General features: G+C 64.0%; 13 protein-coding genes. 9 read left to right on the forward strand and 4 right to left on the reverse strand.

The annotated features are described in order from the left end of the window. The first annotated feature begins 42 nt into the window (after positions 1-42). Positions 43-2,565 carry an ATP-binding protein gene (locus AC58NV_RS05850; protein ID WP_497226277.1) on the forward strand — a complete coding sequence of 841 codons (2,523 nt, stop codon included), beginning with the start codon at positions 43-45 and terminating at the stop codon, positions 2,563-2,565. On the opposite strand, the gene AC58NV_RS05855 is transcribed toward AC58NV_RS05850, so the two are convergent. Beyond that, on the reverse strand, positions 2,562-3,758 hold the full coding sequence (locus tag AC58NV_RS05855; protein WP_497226278.1) for a polysaccharide biosynthesis/export family protein: 1,197 nt from the start codon (positions 3,756-3,758) through the stop codon (positions 2,562-2,564). The two genes, AC58NV_RS05850 and AC58NV_RS05855, sit on opposite strands and share 4 nt — an antisense overlap. Before the next feature lie 201 nt (positions 3,759-3,959). Here AC58NV_RS05855 and AC58NV_RS05860 point away from each other — a divergent pair, with 201 nt between their 5' ends. The 7 genes from AC58NV_RS05860 (at position 3,960) to AC58NV_RS05890 (ending at position 11,914) form a co-directional block, all read left to right on the forward strand. Continuing rightward, a complete protein-coding gene (locus AC58NV_RS05860; protein ID WP_497226279.1) occupies positions 3,960-5,195 on the forward strand; it encodes an oligosaccharide flippase family protein in 1,236 nt (411 codons plus the stop codon). Positions 5,196-5,198: 3 nt separating this feature from the next. Beyond that, positions 5,199-6,122 carry a glycosyltransferase family 2 protein gene (locus tag AC58NV_RS05865; RefSeq protein ID WP_497226280.1) on the forward strand — a complete coding sequence of 308 codons (924 nt, stop codon included), beginning with the start codon at positions 5,199-5,201 and terminating at the stop codon, positions 6,120-6,122. A 20-nt stretch (positions 6,123-6,142) separates the two neighbouring features. Continuing rightward, positions 6,143-7,141, forward strand: a complete 999-nt coding sequence (locus AC58NV_RS05870) for a glycosyltransferase family 2 protein (protein ID WP_497226281.1) — start codon at positions 6,143-6,145, stop codon at positions 7,139-7,141. After that, the gene (locus AC58NV_RS05875) at positions 7,138-8,127 is read left to right on the forward strand and encodes a glycosyltransferase family 4 protein (protein ID WP_497226282.1); all 990 of its coding nucleotides are present in this window, start codon (positions 7,138-7,140) and stop codon (positions 8,125-8,127) included. The genes AC58NV_RS05870 and AC58NV_RS05875 overlap by 4 nt, the downstream gene beginning before the upstream one ends. A gap of 590 nt (positions 8,128-8,717) precedes the next feature. Continuing rightward, the gene (locus tag AC58NV_RS05880) at positions 8,718-9,425 is read left to right on the forward strand and encodes a glutathione S-transferase family protein (RefSeq protein ID WP_497226283.1); all 708 of its coding nucleotides are present in this window, start codon (positions 8,718-8,720) and stop codon (positions 9,423-9,425) included. Then, positions 9,425-10,798, forward strand: coding sequence for an L-serine ammonia-lyase (locus AC58NV_RS05885; protein ID WP_497226284.1), 1,374 nt, complete (start codon positions 9,425-9,427; stop codon positions 10,796-10,798). The genes AC58NV_RS05880 and AC58NV_RS05885 overlap by 1 nt, the downstream gene beginning before the upstream one ends. A 201-nt stretch (positions 10,799-10,999) precedes the next feature. Next, a complete protein-coding gene (locus AC58NV_RS05890) occupies positions 11,000-11,914 on the forward strand; it encodes a DMT family transporter (protein WP_497226285.1) in 915 nt (304 codons plus the stop codon). A gap of 27 nt (positions 11,915-11,941) precedes the next feature. Here the strand turns inward: AC58NV_RS05890 and AC58NV_RS05895 are convergent, their stop codons facing one another. Further along, positions 11,942-12,607 (reverse strand): thiamine diphosphokinase, encoded by a 666-nt coding sequence (locus AC58NV_RS05895; protein ID WP_497226286.1) that lies wholly within the window; start codon positions 12,605-12,607, stop codon positions 11,942-11,944. A gap of 140 nt (positions 12,608-12,747) precedes the next feature. Between AC58NV_RS05895 and AC58NV_RS05900 the strand changes: the two genes are divergently transcribed. Further along, positions 12,748-14,976 carry a chemotaxis protein CheA gene (locus AC58NV_RS05900; protein WP_497226287.1) on the forward strand — a complete coding sequence of 743 codons (2,229 nt, stop codon included), beginning with the start codon at positions 12,748-12,750 and terminating at the stop codon, positions 14,974-14,976. A gap of 137 nt (positions 14,977-15,113) precedes the next feature. On the opposite strand, the gene AC58NV_RS05905 is transcribed toward AC58NV_RS05900, so the two are convergent. Further along, entirely contained in the window at positions 15,114-15,353 is a 240-nt protein-coding gene (locus tag AC58NV_RS05905; RefSeq protein WP_366663100.1) for a DUF2842 domain-containing protein, read from the reverse strand. Next, the gene (locus AC58NV_RS05910) at positions 15,353-16,666 is read right to left on the reverse strand and encodes an adenylosuccinate synthase (protein WP_497226288.1); all 1,314 of its coding nucleotides are present in this window, start codon (positions 16,664-16,666) and stop codon (positions 15,353-15,355) included. The genes AC58NV_RS05905 and AC58NV_RS05910 overlap by 1 nt, the downstream gene beginning before the upstream one ends. Between the last annotated feature and the right edge of the window lie 648 nt (positions 16,667-17,314).

Raw genomic sequence — 17,314 nt, forward strand, 5'->3', positions numbered from 1 at the left:
AGCATTCGTTCGCCTGGCTGACCGCATATGAGGATGGTGGCAATGGCCGGCAGAAAACGGAGCAAGATCTGGCTGCGGCTCGTCGTAATTGTTTTACCAGCGCTGATGGGGGTCGCAGCCATTGCGCTGCTCGCGCTCAATGTGTCCCGCGATATCTCGCGGCTGAACTCCGCCAGCTCCGACAACATCCAATGGACGCTTTCGCAGACGGAAGTGGAGTTTCTTCAGTTCAACTTGGCATTATCGCAGGCGCAGTTGAAAGCGGCACCGGACTTTCGCATTCTCCGGCGGAAGTTTGACGTGTTCTTCAGCCGCATTCGGACTCTCCAGCAGGCGTCTATTTACAGAGACCTGCGTGAAGTGCGCGAGTTCGCGGCAAATCTGGCAACAGTTGCCGCCTATCTTGATAGGGCAGTGCCTGTCATCGACAGTGAGATAAGCGCATTACAGGACGCTTTGCCATCGCTTAAGGCGGACTCTGAGGCAATCGGCCCGGATGTCCGCAGCCTCTCTGTTTCCGGTCTCAACTATTTTGCTGAGGAGTCCGATTTCCGGCGCAATGCCCTGTCCGGCACTTTGATGCAATTGGCGCTTGCGATTGCCGTACTGATCGCCGCCTTGGCGGTGCTTGCCTGCTATCTGGCGTTTCTGAACGCGCAAAACGTGCGGCGCCGGACCCAGGCAACAGAAGCCAGCGAGCGCATGAACATCGTGACAAGCACGTCCCTTGACGCCGTGGTTGTTGCGGACACATCGGGGCGCATCAAGGATTTCAATGCCGCCGCCGAACAGATTTTCGGTCATCCTGCCAAAGACGCAGTGGGTTGCGATCTGGGCGAGCTGATTGTGCCCGATCACCACAGGGCTGCGCATGAGGCCGGCATGGCCCGCCTGCGCAAGACCGGCGAAAGGCGTGTCGTAGGAAGTGGGCGCTTCAAGCTTGAAGCGAAGCGGGCGAATGGCGAAGTTTTTCCGGTGGAGCTTGCCATCCAGTCAGCGGACACCAGAGACGGGGAGATCTTCATCGCTTTCTTGCGCGACATCTCCCATCAGGTGCAGGCCGAAGCCGAGCTTGTTCTGGCCCGCGACCGTGCAATGGCCGGCGAGAAAGCCAAAACCGATTTTCTGGCCACCATGAGCCATGAGATCCGAACCCCGCTGAACGGGCTGCTGGGTAATCTGACACTGCTGGAGGAAACCCGGCTCAGTGCCAAGCAGTCCCGTTACATCCGAAATATGCAGACGTCCGGCAAACTGCTGATGAGCCATATTTCAGATGTTCTGGACATCACGAAGTTCGATGCGGGCAAGCTGCGTCTGCACCCGGTGGATATGAACATCAGTACTCTGCTGAAGGACATTGTGGACAGTCTAAGCGGTGCAGCGGCGGGCAACGGCAGCACCTTGGATTGGGGTTGGATGGGGCCGCCGCTCAACTGGGTTCACGCGGATCAAGACCGCATTCAGCACATTCTGATGAACATCGTCGGCAATGCGGTCAAGTTCACGAAAGACGGGCGGATATCCATCACCGCTCAGGCCAGTGCCGCTGATGAGGGAAAGACCATCCTACACATTGCCGTTCGAGATACCGGTACAGGCATCGACCCGGGCCTGCTGCCGCAAATCTTCGATGATTTCGCGACCGGAGACAGCTCCTATGACCGGGAAGTCGGGGGAACCGGGCTGGGTCTGGGGATTGCCCAGCGGTTTGTGAAAGCGCTGGGAGGCCGCATCACTGTTGAAAGCACTCCAGGAGAAGGCAGCGTCTTCAATGTCAGCTTCCCTGTTCAGGCCATTGCGGTGCCCGAGCCGAGGGGTGAGGCACCGATTGCTGCGCCTGCTCGGAAGCGGGCAAATGTCCTGCTGGTGGAAGACAACGAGATTAATCGCCATGTCGCCCGGGAGATGCTGACAGCACAGGGGCATTTTGTGGCCGAAGCGCACAACGGCCGGGAAGCGGTCGAGATGGCAGCTGCAACAGGTTTTGACCTGATTTTAATGGACATCAGCATGCCCGTCATGGATGGGCGCAGCGCCGCGCGGGCAATCCGGACAGGCGGCGGCGCGTCAGCGCGCGCACCGATTATTGCCGTAACCGCAAACGCGATGGCTGAGGAGCAGGAAGCCTTTCTGAAGGACGGCATGAATGATGTGCTGACCAAACCTTTGACGCGTGAAGGACTTTTGCAGTTGATTGCAGACCATCCCTCTCCGCCTCCGCCAGCACCGGAAGGCGCAGCGCTGCGGTCGCAGCAGCTAATTGAACTGGAAGAAACAGTTGGTGCCGAGGCGTTGCACCCCCTCCTGAACCGGTTTGCAGCTGAAATGGAAGCCTTCCTCAAAAGTCTTGAGAACGGGCAGGATTTGGCTGCGAACGAAACCGCAGTTGAAGCCCACCGGATTGCCGGCAGCGCCGCAACCTTTGGGCTTCCGGAGCTGCGCAGTGCGCTGATTTGCCTCGAGAAAGCGGCGCTCAGCCAGGACATCCAAGCGGCAGAGGACGCGCTGCACCCTTTGAGGAAGGCCTGGGCCGCCACCAAGCCGGTGCTCAACCTGACTTAGTAGTTGAAGGCGCCGATAAGGCGGCCGACCTCTCCCAGGTTGGTGATTGTGCTGTCATAGCAGGCAATGGCATCCCCAGGCAGGAGGAAGGGGTCATAATCGTCCCTGTCCGCGCGGCGCAGCAAATCTTCGATCCTTCGTTCGATCACAACCGATACTTGGGTGACAGGGTTGCGGGAGAACAGGACGGAAGAGCGGTGTGCGCTGGTGGCCCGGGCGCCGCCCACGCAGTTGGTGTCCACCACCGCCTGCAGGTACCGTGTCCCATAAGGAAACTCGCGCACCTCGCGGCCAATCGCAGACAATGCGTTACCGGCAGCCGGCCGGGTGAGGTTCGACAAGAACAGCGTCACCCCCGGAGGACTGATGGGGCTGGGCCGCATCAGGTCTTCCTGGAAGCATCCTCGGCTGGGCACATGCACCTGGTCGCCTGTCAGCAGCATGATGTCGACGGCGTTCTGGCCTTCGAACACTCCGCGCATGTCCAATAGGTAGAGGCTGCTGCCGCGCCGCACTTCAACAGCTGAAATATCCGCATCCGGGCGCACCCCGCCTGCTGCACGCAATGCGGCAGACAGGTTGCGCGCTTCGGTCGAGGCCCCCAGGGCGCCTTGCCTGCGGGAATCCACTTCGTCACCTGGCACACCGCCGATTTCCGCGGCTTTAGGCTCGAAAACGGCCCCTGAAACACCCACCGTGACTGAGGCGAAATCAGCTGCGCGAACCGACAGCCGCGGCCGGTCAGAATAGAAGTCTTCGGCGATCAGTTTCGCGGCAATGTCATCCTCGATCTGGATGGCCGTTCGGCCCTGGGCGCGGATCGGTGAAAGGAAAGGCAGTTTCAGCGAGCCATCCCTGGAGATGACGTAGTCACCATTGAAGGTCTCATCATCGCCGACGCGCACGTTCACCAGATCGTTGCGGGTGAACCTCTCACCTGCGAGCGCAGCCTGCGCCGTTCCGACCCCCTTGCCGCCGGTTCCGCCGGCGGCGGGGCGGCACCTGGACTCGTTCATTGTCTGTGATTGCAGAAAACCGGCTTCGCTGCGGGACACCTCCGGTTCACGGTATTGCGCCTGATACCCGTCGCCGGAGGCAACCGGCTCCAGGTTGTCTGGCGGATCGATCTGCGCGCAGCCGCTCAAAGACAAAACCGCCAGAATTGCCGTTCCATTTTTGAGGGGCTTCATCATTCTACTGCTCGCGGGATCACTGCGGGTTGTACAGGTGATACGGAATTCGGCCTCAGCGGTCGAGAGCCCGTTGATATTGCGGCGCTATCCTTTCGGATATGCGACAGTTCTGTTGCACCGCTGCCCTGTCCCGGGGGACAAGGGACAGCTGGCTCTCACGCCCGGTATGACTTGATCCAACAGCCCTATGGACAGGTCCCGATGCCCCAAACCGTGCAAATTCCCTGCTTCGCAAAAAACCTCTTTGCCTACGGTGCGTCTGAGGCGGCTGCCAAGGTTTCGCGGCTTCTGGTGGTTGTCGCGGTGGCGCGCACGCTCGACCTGGGTCAGATCGGCATTGCCGCGGCAGCCCTGGCGGCAGCCGATATTGTCAAATCGCTGACGGAAAACGGCGTCATTCAAAAGATCATCGCGGCCCCGCAGGCTCAGCTGCAGCAGACCTGTGCCACTGCGCACCGCATATTCTGGGTCTGGTGCATCGGATTGTTCCTGCTCCAGTCGCTGGCGGGGCTTGTGCTTTATGCCAGCGGCGGCAGCGTAATGCTGCTGGCGCTGATCCTAATTCTGGCGGGTGAATACCTGTTCATGCCCGCGGGGCTGGTGCAGGCAGGCCTTGCCATGCGGGCAGGAAAGCTGCGCCAAACCGCGGCCATTTCGGGCACGCAGATCGTGGCGTCAAACCTGTTGTCGGTGGTGCTGGCGCTGATTTGGCCTTCCGCCCTGGTGCTGGTGCTGCCGCGCCTGCTGACCGCGCCGTTCTGGCTGATTGCCATGCGCCGCCTGCACTCCTGGAGCCCGGATCCGTCCCAAGGCTATGCGCCGCTGCGCCCGTTCCTGGCTTTCGGATGGGCGGTGCTGGGTGTCGAGCTTGTCAAGGCGCTGCGCCTGCAGGCGGACAAAGTCATCGTCGGCGCGCTGATGGGGGCTGAGACGCTGGGCCTTTATTTCATGGCCTTCAATGCCGGGCTCAGCCTGTCCAACTCCTTTACCGTGGCCTTCTCCACTGTTTTGTTTCCGCATCTCTGTGCCAGCGCCGACAAGCTGCAGGCGCTGCGCCAAAGCGTTCTGCTTGCGATCGGAATCATTGCACCGGCCGTCATCGCGCAGTCGCTGCTGGCCCCGTTCTACGTCCCGGTTCTGTTCGGTGCGGGCTGGGCGGGCATCGAGGGGGTGGTGTCAATCCTGTGCCTGGTTGCGATCCCTACCACCCTATGGTCCGCGACCGCGGGCTGGCTGCGGGCAAACGGCAGGCCAGGCCAGGAATTCCGGGTCACGCTTGCCACCACCGGCGCGCTGATCCTGAACACCTGCCTGCTTGCGCCCCATGGTCTGACAGCGGTCGCCACAGGCTATGCCGCAGTCGCCGCGCTGATGATGACGGGCGCATCGCTGCCAACCCTTACTATGGCCTTCCGCCACCGCACCGCAGAGGTTTGAGACATGCCATATTTCTCCGCAGTCATTCCCAGTTACAACGCTGCCGCCACGATCCGGGAAACCCTGGCCGGACTCCAGGCGCAAACCTGCGCCGATTGGGAGGCGGTTGTGGTCGATGACGGGTCCACGGATGAGACCCGCACCCTGGTGCGGGCCGCTGCCGCTGCCGATGCCCGGATCCAGCTGGTGCAAAACCCCGGGAAAGGCCCCAGTGCGGCCCGCAACTGCGGTGCAACGGAGCACGCCGGCGGTGATGTGATCGCGTTCTGCGATGCGGACGACATTTGGCACCGGGAAAAGCTGTCGCAGCTCCGTGCGGGCTTCCGGCAAGGATCCGTCGATGGTGCCTATGGACGGATCGGTTTCTTCCGCGCCAACCCGGCAAATGCCCGCGTGTTTTCAACAGTTCCCGTTCAGGATCTGACCATCGCCATGCTGCTGGGGGAAAACCCGGTTTGCACCATGTCGAACTTTGCCGTGCGGCGCAGAGTCTTTGCAGCGAGCGGCGGATTCAACGAGGCCATGGTCCACAACGAAGACCTGGAGTGGCTGATCCGCCTGGTCGGCGGCGGCGCGCGGGTGACCGGAATTGACAGTCTGCATACCTACTACCGCACTTCCGTTGGCGGATTGTCGACAGATCTTGAGGCAATGCGGGCAGGCCGTGAACAGGCAATTGCTACCGCCGCCGGTTTTGGCGTGGTTCCGAGCGCCGCCTCTCATGCCATTCACCACCGCTACCTTGCCCGCCGGGCGCTTCGTCTGAATGGGGCTCCGGCTTATGCGCTGAAACAAGCTGTGTCCGGCATTCTCAAAAGCCCGCGCGGATTTTTCTCCCCGTTCCGCAGGGGCGGCCTGACATTGGTCGGCTCACTGCTGGCGCCGTTCCTGCCCCGGCCGCTGCGCCGGAACCTGTTTTCCCGTTAACTTTCTCGAGGTTCACAACCATGGCCTTCACATCAATTGTCGTTCCTGCTTTCAACGCCGAGACAACGCTCGCTGACACTCTTCTTTCCTTGCAGAGGCAAACCTGTACGGAGTTTGAGGCCATTGTGGTCAATGACGGCTCCACTGACGCAACCGCCGCGATTGCTGCGGGCTTCTGCAGCGACCCGCGCTTTCGCGTGATCCACCAGAAAAACCGTGGCCTTGCTGGAGCGCGCAACTCGGGTATTGCTGGCGCACAGGGCGATGTGGTGGCGTTTTGCGACGCAGATGACATGTGGGAGCCGGAAAAGCTGGCCCGTCATATCAGCCATCTGGAGACCAAGCCCGACGTAGGCATAAGCTATGCCGGATCTGCTTTCATCTCGGAATATGGCGCCCTTACGGGCCAGGCGCAGCGGCCGCGGCTGCAGAATGTTGACACCGGGCATATTTTCAAGCGCAACCCGGTCGGAAACGGGTCTGCCGCCGTGATCCGGCGGGCTGTGTTTGACGACATCGCCTTCCGGCCCCGGTCGGAAACCGAGCGCGACTGGTATTTCGACGAGACTTTCCGCCAATCCGAGGACATCGAATGCTGGCTGCGGATTGCCTTGACGACCAACTGGGCATTCGAAGGGATCCCGGGCCAGCTCACACGCTACCGGATCAATTCAGGCGGGCTTTCGGCGGCGACAGACCGCCAGCTTGCCGCATGGGAGCGGATGGTTCGCAAGCTTTCTCAGATCAACCCCAAGTTTTTTGCGGAAGAAACAGAAGTGGCGCGGGCATATCAGCTCCGCTACCTCAACCGTCGCGCCATCAGTGATCTGGACAGCCGCCGCGCTGTGCATCTTGCCAGGGCGTGGCTTGCCTGTTCCCTGCGGCCGCTTTGGGAGGAGCCGTTGAAGTCCGGGGCAACCCTGGCGGCGACTGCGCTGCTTGCCGTGACCGGGCCGAAGGCTTTGCGGAAAACAATGGACCTGGCCGCACGGGCACACTGGACCGAGGCCATGTCATGACCGTTATCCGCGTAATCCACCTGGTTGATGACAGCACCGCAGGCGGTGTGATGCGCGTCGTCGGCCACATGATGACAACGCCTGATCTTACGCGCGAGGCTGATCACAGTTTGCTGGAGGTGAAACGGAACAGGCTTTGCATAGGGCGGATGGAAGCGGATGTGATCATTTCGCATCTTGCGATAAGCTGGCGCCTTCTCCCCTTGCTGGCCGCATTACGTGTATTGACCCCCGCAGCACGGCTTGTTCATATCGAGCACAGTTACACCAAATGCTTCACAGTTCTGAATGTAAGACGGAAACGGCGGTTCGGCGCTCTGCTCAAGCTTTCATATGCCCTGTTCCACGATGTCGTTGCCGTCAGTGCCGCGCAGGGGAAGTGGCTGAGGGATGAGGGTTTCGTGCGGCCGGACGCTCTGCATGTCATTCCCTCCTGCGTTGATCTGTCTGCTTTCCGGAAACTGGCACCGCCAGAGGGCGCGGTGAAGACAATCGGTGCCATTGGACGGCTGGAACCGCAGAAGGGGTTTGATATCCTAATCAAGGCTTTCCGCGAACTCAGCGACCCCAACCTTGCCCTACATATCTTCGGGCAAGGGGCGGAGGAGAAGCCACTCCGTGACCTCGCCGCCGGTGATCCCCGCATACAATTCAAAGGCTTTTCTTCCAACCCGGTGGCGGCCTTGGCCAGTCTTGACGCGGTAATAATGCCGTCGCGATGGGAGGCCTACGGACTGGTTGCGATTGAAACCCTGGCAGCGGGACGCAGGCTGCTTGTCAGCAACGTCGATGGACTTACGGATCACTTGCCTCATGGAGCCGCACTGGTTGACGGCGCAGGAATTAATCCCTGGCAGAGCGCACTAGAAGAGCTTTTTGCAGCACCGCCGCGCCCCCGCAGGCTAGGGCGCGCTCACAACTACGAAAAACATTTTTCCGACTGTTGGAGAACGCTGTTTTTGCCTCCTGGCATTGCTTCACAGTGAGGGAGTTCACCGGCGGGCTGTGTTTTTGAGTGCCGAGAGTTAACTGCACGGATCTGAGAACGCTTCGTTAGCTTCGATCTGGCAGACGTGTTTTCTTGGTTCCCGAGGAGTGGAGCCCGCGGACCTACCGGCGGCGCCTCTGCCTGAACGGTGCTGCCCGCCCCCAACGAATTGCTCAGCCGAACACCTCTGGCCGATGCATGTTCTGTGTACTTTCCGACTTCTTAGAAGGCCCGCGCTGACGCTTCTGTTAAAGGCTGTCTATTCCTAGTCGCCTGATCTCAGTTTCAATCGTGCTCCGAAGTGGAGCAAGGTCGGGTTTTGCAGGCCGCCGTGCAACTGTTGCTGCGTTCCCTCAAAACCGGCTTTGGGTTGGCATAACTCGCGTAAATTCGCTGCAACTGCAAATTAATGCAACAGCTAGATCGGTAAAATGAGATCTGACCAGCCTATCGCTGCAGCGGGCCTGAACGGCTGCTTTCCGCCGCTTGGGCGCCTGTTCGGCAAACATGCATCACAAAGGCGGGTTTCCTATTGGAAACGCCGGAAACGGACACATATTCCGCCGGTCTGCGTCATATTATTGCGTCATGAAACCCGAGTACCGCCTGCACTACGCCCCCGACAACGCTTCACTGGTCATCCGGCTGGTGCTGGAAGAGCTTGGCCAGCCCTATGAATGCGTGCTGGTCGACCGCCGGGCAGAGGCGCAGAACAGCCCCGGATACCGGGCGCTGAACCCGGGCGGGCTGATCCCGGTGCTGGAAACCCCCGACGGGCCGCTGTTCGAGACCGCCGCCATCCTCTTGTGGCTGTCCGAACGCCATGGCGCGATGGCGCCGCAGCCCGGCAGCGCCGACCGCGCGGCGTTCCTGAAATGGCTGTTCTTCGCCTCCAACACGCTGCACGCCGACCTGCGGATGCTGTTCTACCCGGACAAATACATCGGCGCGGCCAAGGCCGATCAGGCCCAGCTGCAAACCGTGCTGCGCCAGCGGCTGCATGTGCATCTGACCAGCCTCGACCGGGCCGCCGCCGCCCGCCCCGCCTGGCTCGGCGCGCCGCAGCCCTCGGTGCTGGACTATTACCTCGCCTGCCAGATGCGCTGGATGGCGCTCTATCCGGCGCAGGCCGACAAATCCTGGTTCACCCTGGCCCATTACCCCAGCCTGCAGCGGATCTGCGCCGGGCTGGAGGGCCGCCCCGCCGTTACTGTGGCACGCGAGGCCGAGGGCCTCGGCGCCACCCCGTTCACATCCCCGGCCTACGCCAATCCCCCAGAAGGATCAGCCACCTAATGTTCCTCTCCGTTTTCGACATGTTCAAAGTGGGCATCGGCCCGTCGTCCTCCCACACCATGGGGCCGATGGTTGCCGCCGCGCGGTTCCTCGACATGATGCGCGCGTCGCCCTTTGAATTCCACGGGCTGCGCGCCTCGCTGCACGGCTCGCTCGCCTTCACCGGCGTCGGCCACGCCACAGACCGCGCCACCATCCTCGGCCTCGGCGGCTTTGTCGCCCACGACTATGACGACGAGAAGGCACAGGCCTTCCTGGCGGAGCTGGACAAGACCCACACCATGCACCCCGAGGGGCTGGGCGCGCTGCACTTCGACCCCAAGGCCGACATGATCTTTGACTACGATCACGCGCTGCCGGGCCACGCCAACGGCATGATCCTGATGGCCACCGACGCACAGGGCGACGTGATCCTGAAACAGGTGTTCTACTCGATCGGCGGCGGCTTTGTCGTGACCGAAGAGGAACTGGCCGCAGGCAAGGCCACCGACGAAGGCGACCCGGTGCCCTTCCCCTTCAAATCCGCCGCCGAGATGCTGGAGATGGCCAAGGCCAGCGGCAAGTCCATCGCGGACATGAAGCGCGCCAACGAAATCGCCCGCGGCTGCGAGGACAGCCTCGCCAAGGGCACCGCCCGAATCTGGCAGGTGATGAACGACTGCATCAACCGCGGACTGGAGCGCGACGGCATCCTGCCCGGTGGCCTCAAGGTGCGCCGCCGCGCCAAGGGCATCCATGACGCCCTGATGGCGGAGCGCGGCATGAACCTGACCGCGCCGCACACCATCAACGACTGGATGAGCGTCTACGCGATGGCGGTGAACGAGGAAAACGCGGCCGGCGGCCAGGTGGTGACCGCGCCGACCAACGGCGCTGCCGGCACCCTTCCGGCGGTGATCCGCTACTACCTCGACCATGTGCCGGGCGCGTCGGAAAGCCACGTCGAGGATTTCCTGCTGACCGCCGCCGCGATTGCCGGCCTGGTGAAATACAACGCGTCTATCTCGGGCGCCGAGGCCGGCTGCCAGGCCGAGGTCGGCTCCGCGTCGGCAATGTCCGCCGCCGGACTTTGCGCCGTCATGGGCGGCACCCCCGAGCAGGTGGAAAACGCCGCCGAAATCGCTTTGGAGCATCACCTGGGCATGACCTGCGATCCCGTGAAAGGCCTGGTGCAAGTGCCCTGCATCGAACGCAACGGCCTGGCGGCGATCAAGGCAGTCTCTGCCGCGTCCCTGGCGCTGCGCGGCGACGGCCAGCATTTCGTACCGCTGGACGCCTGCATCGAGACCATGCGCCAGACCGGCGCCGACATGCACGACAAGTACAAGGAAACCTCGCTCGGCGGCCTCGCCGTGAACGTGCCGAACTGCTGAGTTTCAAGTCCAAAACTGCCCCCGCCGGGACAACCAAACAAAGGTTCGCGCCCGGCACCGAGGGTGGGCGTTTCGCGCCCGCCCTGGGGGGGCGGGGACGGGCGCGAACCGGGCCGCAAGCGCCCCGGGGTCTATTTTCGCAAACCGTCCCGCCTTCAACCGCACCTTGTAAGTTTCCTACACCCCGCCTAGCCTGCCGCCATGACACAGGACCGGCCTCTCCTCGGCATCGCCCTGATGCTGGGCTTCTGCATGGTGATCCCGCTGGGGGATGCCATTGCAAAACTGCTGACCAACCGGGTGCCGGTTGCCCAGATCGTTTTCATCCGCTTTGCCGCCCAGGCCGCGATCCTGCTGCCGCTGGCGCTGGCCCTGCGGCTGCCGCTCAGCCTGTCGCGCCGGGTGGCGCCGCTGCTGTTCCTGCGCACGCTCTTGCAGATGGGCGGCATCGGCGCCATGTTCACCGCCTTCCGCTACCTGCCCCTGGCTGATGCGGTGGCCATTGCCTTCGTGATGCCCTTCCTGATGCTGCTCCTGGGCAAATACGTGCTGAAGGAACAGGTCGGCCTGCGCCGCCTCGGCGCCTGCGTCGTCGGCTTTGCCGGCACACTGCTGGTCATTCAGCCCAGCTTTGCCGCGGTCGGCTGGAACGCGCTCTGGCCGCTCTTGGTCGCGGTGATCTTTGCCCTGTTCATGCTGATCACCCGCAAGATCGCCAAGGAGACCGACCCGATCTCGGTTCAGGCCGTGGCGGGCGTCATGGGGACCGTGCTGCTGGCGCCGGTGTTCCTGATCGGCGATGCCGCCGGTATCACCGCCCTCTCCACTGCCCTGCCGCCGCAGGACACCTGGACCCTGCTGGCCGCAGCCGGCGCGCTCGGCACCGTTGCGCATCTGCTGATGACCTGGAGCCTGCGCTTCGCCCCCACCTCCACCCTTGCCTCGATGCAATACCTGGAAATCCCGGTGGCGGTGTTCTTCGGCTGGCTGATTTTCTCCGAGCTCCCGAACACGCTGGCTGCCTTCGGCATCCTCTTGACCATCAGCGCAGGGCTTTACGCGGTGATGCGCGAGCGCAAGGCCACGGAAACCGAAGAGCGCATCAACCCCGCCTGACGTCCGGCCTGAAACCCAGCCTGCGGCTTAGCGGTCCAGCCGGACCGCGCTCAGAACATCCGCCAGCAGCCGCCGCGGCACAATCGCCAGCAGCCCCGGCCCCTCCGGCTCCAGCCGCACCGGCCCCGTTGCCCGGTTCGAGGTGCCGATCCGCCCCATCGGCGACATCCGCAAGCCGTCGATGGGCCACTCCAGCCCTTCGGACCGCCCCGTCACCTCCTGCATCGGAAACAGCGAGATCACCTCCCCCGCTTCCGCGGGCAGCTCCACCGCCCGGGTCAGGTGAAAAATCACCTCCGTCCCGCCCACCAGCACGCAGGGCGTCTTATGCCCTTGCACCAAGGTGCTGAACGCCGCCAGCTGGTGATCCACCCGCGCCCCCAGGAATCCCACCGCCAGCACCGCCGGCGCCGCTATCATCCTCAGAGCCTTGTCGAAATCGGTGCTGTCCTGCTCCGCCACCTGGTGCAGCGCATCCGGCGGCAGCTGCCCCCGCACCGCATCGCTCAGCGAGTCGAAATCGCCGATCACCGCCCTAGGCAGATGCCCCGCCGCCAGCGCCGCCGCGGCGCCGCCGTCAGCCGCCACCAGCACCGGCGCCAGCGCCAAAGCCTCCGCAAGCGCGCCAGAGGCCACCTCGCCGCCGCCGACCAGGGTGATTGGTTCCAATACATCAACAATCTTCGCGGTCATGGGCGGTATTCCTGCCTGATTTGGAAACAGGTCACATTGTGAACACAAAATGATACGATCAATTGCACGGATTCGAGCAAAATTGGTCCTTCCAGCCTTTATGGTGAACGGCAGCAGATGTGACGAAGACGAGCGAGCTGATGGTACACAACAACAAAGTCTTGACCGTATCCTATGGTACCTTTTCCTGCACATTGGAAGGGTTCGAGGATTCCTTCGGCACAATGAAGGCCATTGCCGAGTATTTCCGCGACCTTGCCGCGGATGACCGCTACTTCGGCGCCGAACCGCCGCAGCCCGACGCCGACATGCTGGCCCGGATCGCACAGCGCGAGATCGCCCGCCAGGTCGAAGCCCGCACCAGCGAAGGCGGCATCCACCTGCGCGCCGCCACCCCGGCGCTTGGTGCAGCCGCCCCTGCCGAAGCCGCCGCACCGGCCCCGGCGCCCGCCCCGGCTCCGGCCGCCGCACCGGTGGCCGAACAGCCCGCGCCCGCCCCTGCCCCGGCAGAGGAACCGGCCGCCGAGGCGGAAGCCGCCGTGAGCGAAGCCGCTGCCGAAGACGCCGTCTCCGAAGACACCCTTGCCGCAGACATCTCCGAAGCCGCCGCCGAGGCAGTCGCAGAGGAAGCCGAGGCCGCCGCCGCAGAGATTGAGGACGCGGCGGCAGAGGTGGAGGCCGAAGCAGAGGAAGCCGCGGAAGCCGCCGCCGAGGCAGAGGTAGTGGCAGAGGCAGAGGCGGAAGAGACTGCCGAAGCCGAAGCCGAAGCCGAAGCCGAAGCCGAAGCCGAAGCCGAAGCCGAAGCCGAAGCCGAAGCCGAAGAAGCCATCGCCGCTGTGCTGGGAACCGCAAGCGAAGAAGAGCCGGCCCCCGCCGTTGAACTGCTGGAAACCACCGAGGCGGAAGCCGAGGCCGAAGAGCCGCAGGCCGAGGCAGAGCCGGTTGAAGCCGTGGCGGAACCGGTTGAGGCCGAGGCGGAACCGGTTGAGGCCGAAGCCCCGGCTGCCGCCCCCGCCGCCGACAGCATCGCCGCCAAGCTGCAGCGCATCCGCGCCGTAGTGGCCCAGACCCCCGAAGAGGACTTCAGCGAGGACGAGCACGCCGACGACGTTCTGGAAAATGCCGCCGATGACATCTCCAGCGCCCTGCTGGAGGATGACGGCGCGCCGGACTTCGATGACGAAGCCGACGACGAAATCGCCCGCGCCCTGGACCGCCTGGACCTGAACACCGTCGCGGAAGAAGCTGAAGCAGAAGAAGCGGCCGGCACCGAAGAAGCCTCCGCTGACGATGAAGGCGGCGAAGAAGAGGCCGAGGCGGAAGACGGCATCTTCAGCAGCCTGGGCGCAGACGCCGAAGAGGCCGAAGCGGACAGCGCCGAAGATGACAGCAACCTGCTGGCCGGGGAAGAAGACGAGACCCCCGCTCCCGCTCCGGCCCGCGTCCGCATCACCAAGATCAAGCGCGCCGTCTTTGACAAGGCCGTCTCCGCCGGCCAGCTGCAGGAGGCGGAAGACACCGCAGCCCCGGCAAAGTCCGAACCTGAACAGGCCGCCCTCTCGGACGAGGACGAAGCCGACCTGATGCGGGAGCTGGCCGAGGTGGAGGCGGAGATCCTCGCCGCCTCCGAGCAGCCCGGAACCGCCGGCGCAACCGAGGAGCCTGCCGCCCGGACGGAGGCCGCCGAGCCCACGGCGCCCGGCCTGGCAGACAGCGACGTCTCCCGCCTGATGGCCGCCGCCGACGAAAAACTGGAAGACCCGGAAACCGCCTCTTCGCGCGAGGCCTACAGCCAGCTGCGCGGCGCCGTCGCCGCCACCAAGGCCGACGGCCCGGGCAGCGAAACTTCCGGCGACGAGGCGCAGCCTTACCGCGACGATCTCGCCAGCGTGGTGCGCCCGCGCCGCCCCGAAGCCCGCCAGGGCGCATCGGCGCGTCCGGTCACCCCGGCCGCGCGCCCGGCGCCGCTGAAACTGGTGGCCGAGCAGCGCGTCGACGAAGGCGCCGCACCGCAACAGCCGCCGCAGGCGGTGCGCCCGCGCCGGGTGTCGGCTGCGGTTCTGGGCAGTGACACCGATGGCGGCAGCGGCTTTGCCGACTACGCCGAAGAGCGCGGCGCCGCCGAACTGCATGAGCTCTTGGAGGCCGCCGCGGCCTATATGAGCTTTGTCGAAGGCCGCGACCACTTCTCGCGCCCGCAGCTGATGAACAAGGTGCGCACCGCCGGCAGCAGCGACTTCAACCGCGAGGACGGGCTGCGCTCCTTCGGCCAGCTGCTGCGCGACGGCAAGATCGAGCGCTCCGGCAACGGCAAGTTCACCGCCTCCGGCGACATCGGCTTCAAACCCGGCAAACGCGCCGCGGGCTGACCCGCCCCCTCGGAAATCAAAAAAGGCGGCCCCGCGAGGCCGCCTTTTTTGATTTCCGGACCGGATCCCGCTTCACCTTTGCGGAAATACTCCGGGGTGAATTGGCCGTGAGGCCAAAAGGGGCAGCGCCCCTGCCCTTACTGGTCCTTTCCGGCGTCCGGGTCTTCCTTGCCGACGCCGCGGAACACGAATTTGAACGGCAGCACCCAGGCGATGCCCAAGGCCACATAGACGATCAGTTCCAGCCACAGCGGCGGCCGGTCCAGCCAGTTCAGCACCGTGACCGCGGCCACGATGTAAACCGGCATCCCGACCAGCAGGATCACCAGGGCCCAGCGCCGCCGGGCCTTGTAGCTCAGGCCTTTGTTCTCCGCCATCAGTCGGCGAACGGGTCGGTCACCAGGATGGTGTCGTCCCGCTCCGGGCTGGTGGACAGCAGTGCGACCGGGCAGTCGATCAGCTCTTCCACCCGCTTCACGTATTTGATCGCGTTGGCGGGCAGATCGTTCCAGCTGCGGGCGCCTTCGGTCGACTCGCTCCAGCCCGGCATCTCTTCATAGATGGGGGTGCAGCGGGCCTGCTGGTCGGCGGCGGTCGGCAGGTAGTCCAGGCGCTCGCCGTCCAGCTCGTAGCCGACGCAGATCTTCAGGGTCTCGAACCCGTCCAGCACGTCCAGCTTGGTCAGCGAAATGCCGTTGATGCCGGAGGTGGCGCAAGTCTGGCGCACCAGGCAGGCGTCGAACCAGCCGCAGCGGCGCTGGCGGCCGGTGGTGGTGCCGAACTCATGGCCGCGGGTGCCCAGGCGCTCGCCATCGGCATCCGGCTTGCCTTCCGCATCCAGCAGCTCGGTCGGAAACGGGCCTTCGCCGACGCGGGTGGTGTAAGCCTTGACGATGCCCAGCACGTAGTCGATCGAGCCCGGGCCGATGCCCACGCCGGTTGCCGCCTGGCCTGCAATCACGTTCGAGGAGGTCACAAACGGATAGGTGCCGAAGTCGATGTCCAAGAGCGCGCCCTGGGCGCCTTCAAACAGGATCCGCTTGCCGGATTTGCGCTTCTCGTTCAGCACCTTCCACACCGGTGCGGCAAACGGCAGGATCTGCGGTGCAATCTCTTTCAGCTGTTCGATCAGCGCGTCGCGGTCGACGGGGTCGACGCCCAGGCCCTTGCGCAGCGGATCATGATGCTGCAGCGCCCGGTCGACGCGAGCGATCAGGGTCGCCTCGTCGGCCAGGTCGGCCACGCGGATCGCGCGGCGGCCCACCTTGTCCTCATAGGCCGGGCCGATGCCGCGGCCGGTGGTGCCGATCTTGGTGCCCTTGGAGGCGGCTTCCTCGCGCGCCCGGTCCAGCTCGCCGTGCAGCGGCAGGATCAGCGGCGTGTTCTCGGCGATCATAAGGGTTTCCGGGGTGATCTCCACGCCCTGCGCCTGAACGGTCGCGATTTCCTTGACCAGATGCCAGGGGTCCAGCACCACGCCATTGCCGATGACGCTGAGCTTGCCGCCGCGCACCACGCCCGAGGGCAGCGCGTGCAGTTTGTAGACCTTGCCGTCAATGACCAGCGTGTGGCCGGCGTTATGGCCGCCCTGGAAGCGGGCGATCACGTCAGCGCGCTCGCTCAGCCAGTCCACGATCTTGCCTTTCCCTTCGTCGCCCCACTGGGCGCCGACTACGACGACATTGGCCATATCCGGTCCTTTACAGTCTGGTTCAAACCCACGCTCATATAGCGATGCTGCGCAGGCAGTGGAACCGCAAATTCGCCGCAGGAGAAGGCTTAGCCAAGGTTTTCGCCCTATCACAGAGGGCTGCGGCCGCCTGGGCGGGCGCGAATACGCCTGCTTGCCGCTGATTCCCAAAGGACACCACACAGAAAGGAGGGCGAGCGCCTGCCCGCGGGGTGGCGCAGCGACGCCTGTTCGGGGCACTTTATCCCTGCAACATCCGTACGAGTTATCGAGGGAGCATTGCCTTCTCGAAAGCGCCAGCCCGGTGGGGCGGGCATGCGCTCGCCCGGCGGCGCTGCGCGCCTTGTTCCGGGCTGGGTGTTGCGCACCCGGCGTACGGTGCCTTCACGCTATCCTCACTTGGCTATGCCAGACTGCCAGAAGATCGCGATCCCCCGCCATGGTTCCCGCGCGCGGGGCCATGATACGAGGCGCAGGCATCTATGGGCTGTCTGCGCGACACCCGGAGACCGGCCCTGATAAAAAGGGGGTCGTCCAAGCGAGCTTGTCCGAGCAGGCCCCCTGCGGGGTCTGTCCACCTCCATCCGGCGGCGCCGCCCCCTTAATTGGGACACAGCGCAGACCCGAAGAATACGGAACGAAACAAAT

This window comes from Leisingera sp. ANG49 (assembly GCF_059694505.1).

What these genes read in the sequence shown, in the direction of transcription:
- AC58NV_RS05900 (WP_497226287.1), top strand. Translation starts at nt 12,748, where the DNA reads ATGGTACACAACAACAAAGTCTTGACCGTATCCTATGGTACCTTTTCC.
- AC58NV_RS05880 (WP_497226283.1), top strand. Translation starts at nt 8,718, where the DNA reads ATGAAACCCGAGTACCGCCTGCACTACGCCCCCGACAACGCTTCACTG.
- AC58NV_RS05905 (WP_366663100.1), bottom strand. Translation starts at nt 15,353, where the DNA reads ATGGCGGAGAACAAAGGCCTGAGCTACAAGGCCCGGCGGCGCTGGGCC.
- AC58NV_RS05865 (WP_497226280.1), top strand. Translation starts at nt 5,199, where the DNA reads ATGCCATATTTCTCCGCAGTCATTCCCAGTTACAACGCTGCCGCCACG.
- AC58NV_RS05850 (WP_497226277.1), top strand. Translation starts at nt 43, where the DNA reads ATGGCCGGCAGAAAACGGAGCAAGATCTGGCTGCGGCTCGTCGTAATT.
- AC58NV_RS05875 (WP_497226282.1), top strand. Translation starts at nt 7,138, where the DNA reads ATGACCGTTATCCGCGTAATCCACCTGGTTGATGACAGCACCGCAGGC.
- AC58NV_RS05910 (WP_497226288.1), bottom strand. Translation starts at nt 16,666, where the DNA reads ATGGCCAATGTCGTCGTAGTCGGCGCCCAGTGGGGCGACGAAGGGAAA.
- AC58NV_RS05870 (WP_497226281.1), top strand. Translation starts at nt 6,143, where the DNA reads ATGGCCTTCACATCAATTGTCGTTCCTGCTTTCAACGCCGAGACAACG.
- AC58NV_RS05860 (WP_497226279.1), top strand. Translation starts at nt 3,960, where the DNA reads ATGCCCCAAACCGTGCAAATTCCCTGCTTCGCAAAAAACCTCTTTGCC.
- AC58NV_RS05855 (WP_497226278.1), bottom strand. Translation starts at nt 3,758, where the DNA reads ATGATGAAGCCCCTCAAAAATGGAACGGCAATTCTGGCGGTTTTGTCT.
- AC58NV_RS05885 (WP_497226284.1), top strand. Translation starts at nt 9,425, where the DNA reads ATGTTCCTCTCCGTTTTCGACATGTTCAAAGTGGGCATCGGCCCGTCG.
- AC58NV_RS05890 (WP_497226285.1), top strand. Translation starts at nt 11,000, where the DNA reads ATGACACAGGACCGGCCTCTCCTCGGCATCGCCCTGATGCTGGGCTTC.
- AC58NV_RS05895 (WP_497226286.1), bottom strand. Translation starts at nt 12,607, where the DNA reads ATGACCGCGAAGATTGTTGATGTATTGGAACCAATCACCCTGGTCGGC.